Source organism: Ructibacterium sp. SJQ-7 (genome assembly GCF_054696575.1).
Window position 1 is genome coordinate 2,614,729 of the sequence record NZ_CP195193.1, and the last position, 14,456, is coordinate 2,629,184.

Annotated in this window: 11 protein-coding genes; 10 read left to right on the top strand and 1 reads right to left on the bottom strand. The window is 39.8% G+C overall.

Annotated features, from left to right (window positions below; all coding sequences use genetic code 11):
* The first annotated feature begins 7 nt into the window (after positions 1 to 7).
* Genes ACSAMO_RS11440 through ACSAMO_RS11450 form a run of 3 tightly spaced genes read left to right on the top strand, consistent with a single transcriptional unit; the run spans position 8 to position 8,089 of the window.
* Positions 8 to 5,503 carry a phage tail tape measure protein gene (locus ACSAMO_RS11440; protein WP_499209360.1) on the top strand — a complete coding sequence of 1,832 codons (5,496 nt, stop codon included), beginning with the start codon at positions 8 to 10 and terminating at the stop codon, positions 5,501 to 5,503.
* A 16-nt stretch (positions 5,504 to 5,519) separates the two neighbouring features.
* On the top strand, positions 5,520 to 6,350 hold the full coding sequence (locus tag ACSAMO_RS11445) for a phage distal tail protein (protein ID WP_499209361.1): 831 nt from the start codon (positions 5,520 to 5,522) through the stop codon (positions 6,348 to 6,350).
* Positions 6,338 to 8,089: a phage tail spike protein gene (locus ACSAMO_RS11450; protein WP_499209362.1), complete on the top strand. Its 1,752-nt coding sequence runs from the start codon at positions 6,338 to 6,340 to the stop codon at positions 8,087 to 8,089. The genes ACSAMO_RS11445 and ACSAMO_RS11450 overlap by 13 nt, the downstream gene beginning before the upstream one ends.
* 36 nt (positions 8,090 to 8,125) lie before the next feature.
* Here ACSAMO_RS11450 and ACSAMO_RS11455 read toward each other — a convergent pair whose 3' ends face one another.
* On the bottom strand, positions 8,126 to 8,671 hold the full coding sequence (locus ACSAMO_RS11455) for a hypothetical protein (RefSeq protein WP_022230063.1): 546 nt from the start codon (positions 8,669 to 8,671) through the stop codon (positions 8,126 to 8,128).
* 238 nt (positions 8,672 to 8,909) lie between these two features.
* Here ACSAMO_RS11455 and ACSAMO_RS11460 point away from each other — a divergent pair, with 238 nt between their 5' ends.
* From ACSAMO_RS11460 to ACSAMO_RS11490, 7 genes are all read left to right on the top strand, one after another.
* Entirely contained in the window at positions 8,910 to 9,767 is an 858-nt protein-coding gene (locus tag ACSAMO_RS11460) for an Abi family protein (protein ID WP_022230062.1), read from the top strand.
* A 148-nt stretch (positions 9,768 to 9,915) separates the two neighbouring features.
* A complete protein-coding gene (locus ACSAMO_RS11465) occupies positions 9,916 to 13,071 on the top strand; it encodes a pectate lyase family protein (protein WP_499209363.1) in 3,156 nt (1,051 codons plus the stop codon).
* 14 nt (positions 13,072 to 13,085) lie between these two features.
* Positions 13,086 to 13,505, top strand: coding sequence for a hypothetical protein (locus tag ACSAMO_RS11470; RefSeq protein WP_022229147.1), 420 nt, complete (start codon positions 13,086 to 13,088; stop codon positions 13,503 to 13,505).
* A 12-nt stretch (positions 13,506 to 13,517) separates the two neighbouring features.
* Complete coding sequence (locus ACSAMO_RS11475; protein WP_022229146.1) at positions 13,518 to 13,676, top strand: hypothetical protein; 159 nt, start codon at positions 13,518 to 13,520, stop codon at positions 13,674 to 13,676.
* A 12-nt stretch (positions 13,677 to 13,688) separates the two neighbouring features.
* Positions 13,689 to 13,973 carry a hypothetical protein gene (locus ACSAMO_RS11480; RefSeq protein ID WP_022229145.1) on the top strand — a complete coding sequence of 95 codons (285 nt, stop codon included), beginning with the start codon at positions 13,689 to 13,691 and terminating at the stop codon, positions 13,971 to 13,973.
* 21 nt (positions 13,974 to 13,994) lie between these two features.
* Positions 13,995 to 14,198 carry a holin gene (locus ACSAMO_RS11485; RefSeq protein WP_499209364.1) on the top strand — a complete coding sequence of 68 codons (204 nt, stop codon included), beginning with the start codon at positions 13,995 to 13,997 and terminating at the stop codon, positions 14,196 to 14,198.
* A 3-nt stretch (positions 14,199 to 14,201) separates the two neighbouring features.
* Entirely contained in the window at positions 14,202 to 14,456 is a 255-nt protein-coding gene (locus ACSAMO_RS11490) for a crAss001_48 related protein (protein WP_499209365.1), read from the top strand.

A 14,456-nucleotide genomic window follows, 5' to 3' on the forward strand; every position in this document is an offset into this window, starting at 1 on the left:
ATTTGTAGTGGCTGACGCGGCGGAATTAGTAGTAAGAATAAGAGGTGACGCGTCCGACTTAGAGGCGACAATTAGCAGTGTTGAAAGCGAATTGTCAAAATTGGAGCAGACGCAAAGCAAAAATAATAATACGAGTACAAAAGGTCTTACGGCATATAAAAAGCAAATGCAGGACGCACAAACTACCTTGCAAACAAGCCGTACGGCATTGACGAATACAAAAAAAGCGTATGAGGATAACGTCAAGTCTGTAAATAAAAATGTTACGGCACTGAAAGCACAGAAAACGGAATTAGATAAACAAATTTCTTTGCGTTCAAATGAAAAACGGTTGCTTACAGAGGCGAACAAAAGTCTTGACAAAAACAGTGTTGCATACAAAGACAACCAAAAGGCATTGAATTGGGTAAATACCGAGATTGAGGCATACAAAAAGCAAAGTCAAAGTATATCCGATTCTATTCGTACGCAAGAGGCGGCATTGTCAGGAAGTAAAAAGGCATATACCGACGCACAAGCAACCGTCAAAAAAGCAACAGAGCAATACGAGGAATATGAGAAAGGCTTAAAAGCCGCTGAACGTGCAGATGAGGCGCAGAACCTACAGAATACAGGTAAGCGGTGGAAAGAAGTCGGTGAGGGTATAGATACTGTAACTAAACCGTTACAGTATGCGGCGACTGCACTTGCCGCGGGCGGTGTTGCGAGTGCCAAGTTTGCGATAGATTTTGAGGATAGTTTTGCCGGAGTTAAAAAGACGGTTGACGCTACACCGGAACAGTTAGCCAAAATAAAGCAAGGCATTATTGATTTGTCAACAACAGGTATTGACGGCAGAGGCGCAATACCACAAACAACGACTGAACTAAACGAACTTGCGGCGGCGGGCGGTCAGTTGGGTATATCACAAGAAAACATTATCGACTTTACGGAGGTAATGGCACAAATGGGTTCAGCCACAAACCTTGTCGGCGAAGAGGGTGCCGCAACACTGGCACGTTTTCAGAATGTTATGGGTGTCGGTCAAAACGAAATCCGTAATATCGGCAGCGCAATCGTTGATTTGGGTAACCACAGTGCTACGACTGAATCGGAAATCGCGGAAATGGCATTGCGTATGGGTAAATACGGTTCATCTGTACGAATGTCAGCGGCGGACGTGTTGGGTTATTCTGCGGCACTGTCATCACTCGGCATTGAGGCACAAATGGGCGGTAGTGCGATAGGCAGAACGTGGCTATCTATCGAAAAAGCGGTTGCAAACGGCGGTGAAGGTTTAAAAGCATTTGCAAAGTACAGCGGTAAGAGTGCGGAAGAATTTAAAGAGCAGTGGAATACTGACAGCTCCGGTGCATTTAACGGACTATTAAAAGGCTTGCAGTCTGCCGAAAATCTAACTGTTGCGTTAGATGATTTAGGCATAAACAATACACAGGATATACAGGCTATGATGGCATTAGTCAACGGTTATGATTTAGTAACAGAGAGTGTCAATCGTTCAAACACCGCATACCAAGAAAATACGGCATTGCAAGAAGAATTTAATGCAAAGAATGAAACGACCGCATCAAAATTGGCGAACACAAAAAACAATATTATTGAGGCGGCAAGAAGTATCGGCGAAACAATGTTGCCGTCAATACAAGACGCAAGCACCACAGTAGCCGATTTTGCAAAAGGATTGTCGCAAATGGACGACGAACAAAAACGTGCTGTTGTTAATACGGGTGCGACAGTTATTGCGATAGGTGCTATTTCAAAAGTCAGTGCCGGAGCAATCAAAGGTGTTGGCGGAATTGTTGAGGCAGTCGGCAACATCAAAAAGGCATTTTCAGCAGGCGGAGCATTGGCGAAGTTTGCACCGACACTTGCGAGCATAGGTTCTGTTGCCGGACCGGCGGCGTTAGCTGTTGCGGGTATTGCTACGGCGGCGATAGGCGGAAAGGTTGCATATGACAAATGGTATCAATCGCAATACAGGTGGAGCGAGGGACTATCCAAGGGCAACGAAAAGGTCAAAGAAAGCTTTGAAAAATACAAATCGCTGAATGAAGTACAGGGGCAAATCAAATCGTTAAAAATGGTTATTGAAAGCCCCGAAAGCAGTCAAGAACAAGTTGACAATGCAAAAAGCAAGTTAGAAGAAATAAAGGAAATGCTATCGCAGGAATACAATCTTGTAATCAATTCCGATAATTCTAATTTGGACGACGCTGTTGAACAAGTAACCAAACTGTCTAAAAATGAATTGCAGTCTAATATCAATAAGCAACGTTCAGAACTATCAAATCTAATAAATAAAGACGCAAAATACAAAGAGGACCGCCAAATCGCGGAAGATAACTATAACAAAGAATTAGCATTACAGACGAAGTATTCAGAGGCTAAATCAAAAGTTAGTGACATAACTGCAAAAATTTCAAAAAATGAAATAACTGCGGCGGAGGGCTACAAAAAAGCACAAGAAATTTATAAAGAAGTTTCCGGACACGCATACGAAAACGGTACAACAGACCAATCAATGAAGAATGCGCAAGGCGTGTTATCGTCTATTGCGGCAAATTATTCGGTAGCAACAACAGAAGCCCAAAAGTATTACGACCAAGTACAGGCTCTGGACCAATCTCATAAAGAACTACGCGACGTATCAGAAGAACTGGCAAACTATGAAACTGAATTAATTAAAATATCTGCATTAAATCAAGACGGCGCCGGAATTGAACAATCCTTAAAGGATATGAAAGAATTTATCGACGTCGGTAAATTAGATATGAACAGCTATGCACAGTCGGCGGCGTTGGCTATGAACGGTGTTGAGAATTTGTCTGCTGCGTGGGAGCAGGCGGCAAACGGGGACGGTACCGCACTGAACAACATAATTAACGGCTATGTTCGTTCAATGACAGAGTTCGGAGCATCATCTGCGGAAACGGCGGTCGGTGTCAGTCTGTTAAATTCCGAATGTACGAATATGCAGGATGCAGTAAATAAGGGCAAAATTGATGATGTAGTTCAGAAAATGAATGAAACAGGTCAAACAATGGGATTGACGACCGAGGAAATCGTTGAGGGTACTGCTTTAATTAAAAACGGATTTGACAGCGTACGCCAAGCCGTTGAAAAAGGCGATATAAACGGCATATTAAAGGATATGATGTCCGAGGGAAGTCAGCAAGGTATTGATATGACAGCGGACAAGTTGACCGAAATGTCGCGTGCTATGGGACTGATACCGAATGAAAAACGTATCAAGATAACCGCAGACGGATTTGAAGTAGTTGATGATTTGACCGCCAAAGTTCGACAACTGGAGGGCAAAAAGTTTGTTGTAACTGTTGACACAGAGGGCAACACAGACGGTGTTGATAATGTCGAGAAAAAGACAAAACAACTTGACGGCAAACAGTGTGAGGTCATGTTTACAGCAGACGGAACACCCGCCATTGCAACAATAGATAATACAGAATACAAAATAGCCGAATATGACGGTACAACCGGAACGGCGAAACTAATTGCCGAAAACGGCGAGGCTATCGGTGTTATTGATTTAACCACAGGCAAAATAAATCTGATTCCTACAACACACGATACAGAAATCACAGCACAGGATAACACATCAGCAGGCGTTGAGAGTGCAAAGGCTAATTTAGATACCGTAAAAGATAAAACAGTAACACTGACCGTTCAGACGGTTCAAGTTGGTGGATTGAGTAATCAAAATGTTCCGGCGGCCAAGTTTGGCAGTTCGGGAATGTTCGTAAAAAAAGCCAAAAAAGCCAAAGGTACACAAAATTTTGAGGGCGGTTTGGCAATGGTTAATGATGAAAAGGGTATATCTGACCCACGAGAATTAATCGTTGACAAAGGACGTGCATTTATACCACAGGGCAAGGACGTAGTATTGCCGTTGTCAAAGGGTGCAAAGGTGTACACAGCGTCACAAACTAAGGCGATAATGAACGGTATGGGTATACCGCATTACGCAACAGGAAAAGACAATTCGGACGCGTTTACATCAGCCAAGGACGATTGGACGCATTACACCAAAACGCACGCAGTAACGACTGCACAAGAATTAGAGAAGTGGTTAGAATTTCAAGAGAAATTCAAGTCGAATGACAAGGATATTGCCGATATTGAGGAACAAATATTCAGTCTGACACAGAAACGCACGCAGGAGCTAAACAACCTGTCAAAGTCGTACATTGAAGAACGCGCGGCACTGAATGACTGGGACGACAACGGTGACAATCCTATCGACGCATTTGCCCGTATTCGTGACCGCAATATGGCGGAAGTCGAGGCAGGACGTATGACGTGGGAGGACTATACGACAGAAATGTCAAGTATAGGTTCAACGTTATACGAGAATATGACCGAATACAGTCGCGATTGGTTGGAACACCAAGAAAAATACAACGGTATGAGTGCCGCCGATTATATCGCAGGTATCGGCAGAATACAGACGTACACCGAACAAATGTACGCACAGGGTATAATCAGCCACAAAGAATATGTAGAGGCTAAAAACAAGCTGAATGAAGAATATTTAGATAAACGCAAAGAACAGATTGAACAAGAATACAACATATCTAAGGACTACATCAGCGAGCATACATATTTCAACGACTGGCAAGATAACGGCGATAATCCGCTTGATGCCTATAACCGAGTTATGGACAGGCACCGTGAGGAATTGGCGAACGGCGAGTTGACACAGGACGAGTTCGACAAGTATCAAAGTGAATTAGGTTCGGATATGTATTCGGAGCGTGTGGAGCAGTCAAAGAACTGGTTGGAAGAACAACGCAAGTATTACGGTATGACTGATGAAGAATATATCGCCGGTTTAAAACGTATTCAGCAGTATACACAGGAATACTATGATTTGGGGTTAATCAGCCGCAAAGAATACAACGAAAATATGACTGAACTAAATCACGATATGTTCGACCAAGCGGGCGAATCGTTTGACGATATGCTACAGCAACAGCAGGACTACATCAATAAACTGCGTGATGAATTTTCTGCACAGGAACAGGCATTACAGGACAGTTGGACGGTAGAGGACCGCAAGGCTGATATGTCCGAAACACAGGCACAGTTGGATATTTACGCAAATGCAGTAACAGACAGAGGACAGCAGAAGTACAAAGAACTGCAAGAGCAGATGAAACAACTGCAACGTGATGAGGAACTGTATCAACTGCAAGTCAAAAACAATGCCACGATTGAAAAACTGGAGGCAGAGTATGACGCGTTGGAAAACAGCAAGACTGATTTCATCAAGTCCATTGCAACCAACATTGACAGTATAGACGTTACGGGAATTGTGGCGGATATAACGCAGGAAGTCAGCGGCGGTAATGATAAGATAACCAAGACTTTGGGCGAGATTATAGAGGCTATTAAGGGCATTAAGATTGAACAGCAGAACTATAACAACAACAGTAAAATTACAATCAATACGACAGACAGCGCTGTTTTGGGTAGCTATGTATAACGTGCGGAGGTAGAAAATGCGAAACGGATTTTATTTTAAAAACAAACATTCAAACGATTTCGGCGTGACTGTACAAACGCAGTCACGTCCGATTAAACCGGAAATGAAAATACAGACATATGACAGCCCGTATATAGACGGTGAATATGATTTTTCAACGGCAAATGCGTACAACCGTGAATTTTATAAAAACCGTGTATTTAAAATGAATTTGCAAATATCGGCGGCGGATATGTCTGAACTGAACAGCAAAATCACAAAAATCACAACGTGGTTAATGGGACGCGGTGAGTTGATATTTGACGACACACCCAATGTCAAATGGAATGCGTCGGTTATTGAAACAATAGATTACAAACCCGAAAACTACGGACACAAAGCGGTCATTTCGGTGTCGTTCAAAGTGCAGACGTGGGCGGCGTTGGTATTTGATATTTTTGACGGTCCGATATTGGATAGCCAAAATATCAAATTAGATGATGAAATACCAATCGGACCGAATGAATATTACACGATTACAACGGCAGGCGACAGTACAATACATAACACAGGCGACCGCCCTGTCAGACCTGTTTTGCGTGTTACAAACGTCACAAAACCTACAACGATAACCTGTAACGGTATCAGTATTACGGTGTCGGAAAACTGCGTTATTGACTGCGACAAACAGTCGGTAACAGACGTAAACGGCAACAGTATTATGAAAAAAATCAAAGGTAGTTTTTTTGAACTGGAAACAGGGGCAAATACAATAAATTTATCCACGACGGCAACGGTCGAATTTTCATTTTATCCACAGTATGTGTGGAATACAGAAACGGAGGATATATACAAATGGGACAGATAACATTTATGCGATTGCACGACAGATATACAGACAGTTTTGAAACGGGCGAGGTGCTGAATAACGCCTATAACGTCAAGGAAACAAGGATATTGAACGATACGGGAAGTATTGAATTTGACTATCCATACGACGAAAAGGCGCGTCTAATCAGTCAAAATATGTTGGTTAGTGTAAACGGTCATATATACGAAATCAGCCGAACAACACGAAATACAAACGGTACAGACACATTGCACGTTTACGGTACACCGCATTTCGTATATGAGGCACAGAAAGCATTTATACCGACAATCGGTGATAATATCGGTAAAAGTTCAAGATATGTTCTAAAACAAGCGATTGATATTATATCAGAATTTAAAAAGTATGTCGGGGAAAGGTGCATTTTTCACATTATGACAGAGGCAGAGCTTACCGCCAAAGGAATGAAGTGGGTAGCAGATGACAAACTGTTAATTGATTTTTTCTCAACGGATAAAACTAATTTGTGGGACGTTATAAAAACGATAATAGAAAATTTGGGACGTGGCGAAATATATCACGAAACAGGCATTGACAGCAGTAACAACGTTGTATGTAACATAGCCATTGTTGAACGTATAGGTAAGGATAACGGTGTAAGACTGCGTTTAGAAAAGAATATGCAAAGCATATCAATAGAACGCAACGTAAGCGATATGATAACGCGTTTATGGGCGTTCGGAAGTGACGATTTAACGGTCAGCAGTGTAAACGGTGGCAAAGCATATATCGACAGTCCAAACATTGAAAAATACGGAGTACAAGAGGGGTACAAAGATTACAGCGACTATACGTCAGCAGAAAAGCTGTACCGAAATGCGAAGTGGGAATTTGACGAGGACAACGAAGATAGAATTGATGCACCGCAGTTGACAATCAGCGGTAAATTGATTGACCTATCCAAATTAGCTGAATACGGCGAAGCGGAAAAGTTGGAAATAGGCGATACGGTACACGTATTTGACATAGACGGTACGGAATATGTGCAGAGGGTAATTGAGTATCAGGCATATCCGTTGGAGCCGAAAGAGAGCAATATATCAATCGGGCATATCAGACGTGATTTTTTTATCGGACTATGGCAGACAGAACAGGCAACAAAGAAACATGCAAAGTGGCAGACAGCGAACAACAGTGTAAATATCCGAAAAGTACAAGGAACGGTGAACACAGACCGAAACGAAGTGCAGAGCGACAACGAGCTGTTGAAGATTGTCGGCGATTTGCTGACGATAAAGGACAGTCAAAGAGATAGAATACATATCGGTAATGATGAAGTTGATAATAAAAAACAATTTGTATTTCTGTTATATGACGTTGACGGAAACCCTGTAATATTTTTTGATGAAAAGGGTAACGGAATTTTCAGCGGTACAATAAGAGGTGCAAAGATTGAATCAGATACTGACATCAATGTAAATAAAGACGCGAGTGTAGGACAGTATTTAAGAGTTGGATATATCAGCTCATATGTAAACGACGAGGGCAAGACGATATATAAATGGTCTGATGAAAGCGGTATATTATTAAGCGGATATACAAGCATTAAGACTACAAACGGCGGTAATAACCTTGCAATCGGGGCAATGTCATCAATAGAGCTTAATGCTGCTAAAGTTATGCAGAACGGTAAACGATTATTGAATGAAGCTGATTTAGATAGTCTAAAAGCACAAATACACGAAATAGAAAAGAAAATTGCAGGTTTGGAAAGTTAGTAAAATAATAACTCCCTCAAAAAGGGAGTTATTAAGCTATCTCAAACTATTTATGACAGGTATGATTGTTGAAACATAATAATCATACGGAATTAAAGTAATATCATTCTCTGAATAAGGTATATTTTCAAGAACAGATATTCCGTCATGACGAGTTTTATCGTAGAAGTATGAGCCTGCAAATTCATAATTTCCTAAACCAATATCTTGGAGCATTTCTTCAATGTTTGATTTACGGACATATTGCACACCGTCAATAACTTCGATTGCGACTTCCGGCAAAGGTGACAAGTCAGTTGTGGACGGCTTTACAGTCGGTGTCGGTGTTGGTTGTGCGGCGGTATCGGTGTCAATAGTGATTGTATCGTTGCTGAAACCAACATTGAAACCGCCGACAGCGTCGGCAACGTCACGTAATTTGAAATATGTATTATCGTTGATATTGTAACCCTCTATCGCTGTTTCCGTACCGTTTACGGCAACAGGGAACGGGTTAGCCGTTACGGCATATTCTACGGCGAAACCTGTCGCGGTCGCACAGATTATACCGCCTGTTATAAAACCTAATATAAATTTTTTCATAGCTTGTAGCCTCCTTTTTGTTTTTAATATATAATAATTTGTGCATTTTGTCAATATTTGTTTGACAATACAGCATTAATATGGTAATATAAAAATAAAAAGAAAAAAATTCTAAAAAACTATTGCTTTTTTTAAGCAGATAGAATATAATATAACGCATGAGATAGGCCTCAACACGCCTCTTCGCAATGCGAATGCGTACCATGTTGAGGCTGCTTTTTTATTTTAGGAGTATTGTATGGAAATAAAAAGACCGACTACAATAGAAGAACAAATAAAAATTTTAGGTGGTAGAAAGTTAGTTATTGAAGATGTTGAATTCGCTCAAAATGTACTTTTATCGGTAAATTATTATAATTTTACTGGTTATTTACATACATATAAAAATGCAGATGACAATTACGAAAACATTTCTTTTAATCAAGCGTATAGAATATATCTATGCGATAGACGTATTAGGTCTACTATATTATACGCGATAGAGAGTATTGAACATAATTTAAAGACGAAAATCGCTTATGTAATAGCGATGAATACCTGTGCAACATCTTACTTAAACAAAGATATTTTCGTGGATGAAGAAGAACACCAAAAACTACTACAAAAATTTGGACAAGCAATAAATAGAAATAGTAAAATACCATTCGTAAAACATCACATAAAGAAATATGACAGAAGATTTCCTATTTGGGTAGCTATTGAAATTTTTACCTTAGGAATGGTGTGGAATTGTTATAAAAATTTAAAGACACCTCTAAAAAAGAAGATTGCATCAAAATTTAATATAGGTTCCGTTTATTTGGAGAGCTGGATTGAATGTATATCTTATTTACGAAATGTATGCGCACACTATATGAGGTTATATAGATTTAAGGTACAGAAGACACCTAAAAAGAGTAAAAAACATAGTATGAATAATATATCTCACTGCATATATGACATTATAAATGTAATGCGTTTTTTAATGCCAAGTAAAGATGAATGGAATAATTACATAATTTCTAATATTGCTCAAATCTTTGAAGAATATAAAGATGTTGTAAGTCCTGAAGATTATGGTTTTCCAAAGGACTGGGAAAAAACTTTAACATTATAATATTGAAATTAAGCACGTCTTACGGCGTGCTTTTTTCGTACCAAAAATGAGGTGACACAATGTACAGACGAATACCACCATAGCACGCTTACGGCGTGTTTTTTTAATGAAAAATCCCAATCGATTACGATTAGAAAGGAATGATAAAATGAAATTAAATTTTAATTTTAGCGGAAAAACGCTGTTAAAGGATTGGTGGAAAACTGTCCGTGATAATTTCACGACAATTCAAACCGACCACAACACACTGTCCGACAAATTGGACACAGAAATAACGCAACGCACCAATGCTGATGTAGGACTGTCGGACCAAATTACGGCAGAGAAAAAGGCGAGGGAAAGTACCGACAATACGTTACAAGGGAATATTGACGCAGAGGCGAAAAACAGGCGGGTCGGTGACAGTGAATTGCGAGAACAAATTTTAACCGAACAGACAAACAGAACAAACGCCGACGATATACTGAACGGCGAGAAAGCTGATAAAACCGATTTGTATGGCAAGGAAACAGATGTTGTCCATACAATAACGCACAGTTTGGAAAAATCAGATTTATCTATAGACATTAACACGTCATACGGTGACGGCACAATAACGATAAACAGTTTGGCGGTGCAGACTAAAATCTTTTTGGACGGGAATTCAGCGATACAAACAGAGCCGATTTCAGCTTCTTTTTCTGCGGAAAAGGGCGAAGAAGGCGAAAAGTGGGTTAATTTGCTCTATGACCAATATACAGGTAAACTCGGATTAGAAGTTACAGAGCAACCCGAAGCGGGAAATGTTGCAAAGATAGCGGTAACATATATGAAAGCCGAAGTTGCCGAAATGTATGCGGGTCAACTGAAGTTTGACGGTATCAAAGATTTGAGAGCATTAAAAACCGATAATAAAAATTCATTTTTGGCGGCGGTCAATGAAATTGCAACAAAACTGACAACTGAAATTTCAGACAGAGAGGACGTAGAATATTCACTGACTGAAAAAATCATTACTGAAATTTCAGACCGACAGGCGGCGGACAACGAGTTGAAAGCAAAAATATCAGATATAAATACAGAACTGACAACGGATAACCTGTTTTATGATTTATCTAAATACGTCAACAGTGACAACACATTAGTCACTGACGACAGCGGTGTACAGTATTTGTCATATTCGGGTTCGTTTGAAAACGGAACGTATTTGTATCACAATTTTGTTGTTGATAATTTCCACCGTAAACCGAAAACGGAAACCACATTAGAATTGACATTCAATGTGGCGTCACGTCATATAGCAGGGGACGGTTGCAACATCGGCGGTTTGAATATAGGTGAAACAGACGTATTGATTACATACACTGATACAACAACAGAAACATTCGGACAGTCATATTACACAGCAACCGATACAGGTGATAAAACAATCACGATAAACGGCACATCAGAAACGTATAAAACAACAAAATTTAAAATTGAAATCCCTGTAAAAAAAGAAATTAAATCAATTTCATTCCGAATTGTATCGGATAACTTTTATACAAACGGTGACCCGACGGGGAATGCGTGTAAACAGAAAACATTAATACAGTCGGCCGTTTGTTATGATGATGAATGTGTGGCGGTATTGCGTGATGATATTAACGCGAATACATCAAAAATTACTGCCAATACAACAAAACTGACAACTGAAATTTCGGACCGACAGGCGGCAGATGACGAATTGAAAGCAAAATTCACTGACCTAAAAACGGTAGCGTTTACAGGTTCATATACTGACCTATCCAACAAGCCTACATCAATGCAAAATCCTAATTCATTGACACTGACAATGAACGGCTCAGCAACGAGCTATAACGGTTCGGCAACGGCAAGCAAGTCGTGGTATGCGCCGACAAGTGCGGGAACGACCGGATATAATTTAATCAGCAACGGAAGCGGTGCTCCGATATGGCAACAACCGCCTTATGCAGTATGCCCCGACAGTCCATCAATAAGCGATAGAAGATTGAGCATTACTAATTTTAAACTACTAACAGGAGTGAGGGTTTTAGTAAGGTTTACTTATCCTTTCGCCGGAACACAAGGTAAAGTTACGCTAAATGTAAATTCAACAGGAGCAAAAGAAGTAAAGCTATTACGAGCAGACGGTTCATATGATGCTATAACTCAATACAATTCTTGGTCGACGAATGAAATTGTTGAATTTGTGTATGATGGTACATACTGGGTAGCACTATCATCTGATAAGCAGTTTGTTTCAGGTAAGCCATCTGTTATAACAGTCGGTTCATCGACGGTGACAAGGTACTGTGACTTTAAATGTTCGGGAACAGATGACGATATAGTTATTCAAAAAGCAATGGACTCTTTAACAGACGGGGGAAAAATTATCCTTTTAGAGGGGACATATAATTTGTCGAGCAGACTTCTGCAAAAGAAGAATGTTGTAATTGAGGGACAAGGTAGGGGTATTACTAAAGTCAACACAAGTTATATTTTTCTTATATCAAACCTTGTGGGTACAAGTCCAACATTACATCTTACAAATATGGATATAAATTTTTTATCCACAAGTAATATTAGTCCTAATGCAGGTGCTTTTAACGATTATGACGTACTGCAAATTGATAATTGTTCAATCAGTTATGCAAACACAATGCACAACACAGATTCAATATTCTTTAATTGTAAAGTGAAGTTAAAGAATAGTAGAATATCTGTAACATTGCCTGCAAAACGCTATGATAACAGCCATCCTTGTTGGTGGATATTTAGAGATTGTACTGCCGAAATTATTGACACAGATATAATATTTCCTACAACAAGTAATAACACACTTAGCAATGGTGTTTTTTACAGGTGTGAGGGTAGTATGGTTGGCGGTTTTATAAAGCATATAGGCACAACTGTTAGTAGCAATCATAGCTATATTGAGGACGACTCTACAATGAATATTATTGGCACACAAATTGAATGTAGGCGATTTAGTCAATCAGAAACGACAACAGGAAACTTTAACAGTCTTGCTAACTGCCGAATTAAGATACTTCAAGCAGAAGGCTATTTTAGTGCATCTCATATTAACCATTGTGACTTGTATATATCGGCGTCAGTGATTTTCTGTGCTTATTGTATGGCATCTAACTGTAAGTTATGGTTTTCGGCGGCGAGTTTGGCTACATTGAAAAATTATTGTTTCTTTGAGGCTTGCTATACAAATCAATCAACTTGGATAGGCACAAATGGTACGGGCACGTCAACAACAGATACTAAGACAGTTTCGGGAATGGCAGCACCGTCATTTAGAAGCGTAAGTTAATATGGAGGAAGACTATGAATATAAGTGAATTTTTTAGAATTACACCTAACAATATAGTACAGTGTGTAAATTATATAGTGACTTTGAAAACGTTAAAGTCAGTAAAATTTTTGGACGAAGGTTTTGATAATCCAGATAACTTTGACCTAACACTTGAGTATTTCTTGGACGAGGAAGAAGTAAACGGTTTTAAAACAAATTATGTTGACAAGCATAAATTGTTAAGTGTTCAGAATGTAGAAGAATTGGACAACCCATATAAATGGGCAGAGGGGATAGTGTTACGCACAGATGACCCATATACTGAATTAGCCGAAATAGTCAAGTATGGCAGTAAAGAAGCATATGAAGCGTCTTTGCCTGAATATACGGACGAGTTTATGCTTGATGTTGATGTGCGATTGTCAATGTTGGAAATGGGAATAACGGAATAGGAGGTATGAAATATGAATCACGGACGTTCATACGGATTGTGTAAGAAGATTGTAGCTGTTGGAAAGATGGGCAAAGAACAAATGCTTGAAAAATTTGATGTGCTTGTCTTATCTGGTGGATTAACAGAAGATGATTACACAGAGTTGGTTGCAGAAATCAATAAAAATTAGGAGGACATTATAGTGGAAACAGAAAATGAAAAAGAGTTATGGGAGAGACTGACTGCGGTAGAACAGTCCACAAAGTCGGCGCACCACCGTTTAGACAGCTTGGACAAGCTGACTGAAAGCGTCCACATCATAGCTACGGAAACTAAAGCAATGCGTGGGGACGTAAATGATATAACCGAACGTGTGGACGAAATAGAAAAACGTCCTACAAAGCGATACGAAACAGTCGTTACCGCCATTATTACGGCAATAGTGGGCGGTTTGATAGGTTATTTTGTTAAAATGTTAGGATTTTAGTATTTTAGGAGGTACATAAAAATGAAAGAATGGTTTAAATGTGCAGGTATTCGTGCAATAAAAACAGTTGCACAAACAGCAGTTGCCACTATTGGCACTGCTGTTGCATTGGGTGACGTCAACTGGGTAATGGTTGCGTCAGCGGCGGCATTGGCAGGTGTATTGTCGTTATTGACATCAGTTGCAACGGGATTGCCGGAAATGAATAACGAAAAGGGGGAATAAAATATGACGTTACAAGATACCGTTGCACTGATGAACAGTGCGGACTACAAGGAACGTTTCAAGGCAGAATATTATCAATTAGCCAATAGATTCAAAGGATTAAAGAAAATGTTGGAGGAATGGGACAGGGGAAAACTAAAATTTTCCCCAACGTGTCCACGCAGTACATATAACATACAACTAAACGCAATGGCTGACTATTTGGCAATTTTAGAGGCACGAGTAGTAATGGAAGATATTGAATTGAAAGAGGTGTAA

Bases quoted from the DNA above. Each gene is read 5' to 3' on its own strand.
- ACSAMO_RS11445 (WP_499209361.1), top strand. From the start codon at position 5,520: ATGCGAAACGGATTTTATTTTAAAAACAAACATTCAAACGATTTCGGC.
- ACSAMO_RS11455 (WP_022230063.1), bottom strand. From the start codon at position 8,671: ATGAAAAAATTTATATTAGGTTTTATAACAGGCGGTATAATCTGTGCG.
- ACSAMO_RS11450 (WP_499209362.1), top strand. From the start codon at position 6,338: ATGGGACAGATAACATTTATGCGATTGCACGACAGATATACAGACAGT.
- ACSAMO_RS11465 (WP_499209363.1), top strand. From the start codon at position 9,916: ATGAAATTAAATTTTAATTTTAGCGGAAAAACGCTGTTAAAGGATTGG.
- ACSAMO_RS11485 (WP_499209364.1), top strand. From the start codon at position 13,995: ATGAAAGAATGGTTTAAATGTGCAGGTATTCGTGCAATAAAAACAGTT.
- ACSAMO_RS11490 (WP_499209365.1), top strand. From the start codon at position 14,202: ATGACGTTACAAGATACCGTTGCACTGATGAACAGTGCGGACTACAAG.
- ACSAMO_RS11470 (WP_022229147.1), top strand. From the start codon at position 13,086: ATGAATATAAGTGAATTTTTTAGAATTACACCTAACAATATAGTACAG.
- ACSAMO_RS11475 (WP_022229146.1), top strand. From the start codon at position 13,518: ATGAATCACGGACGTTCATACGGATTGTGTAAGAAGATTGTAGCTGTT.
- ACSAMO_RS11460 (WP_022230062.1), top strand. From the start codon at position 8,910: ATGGAAATAAAAAGACCGACTACAATAGAAGAACAAATAAAAATTTTA.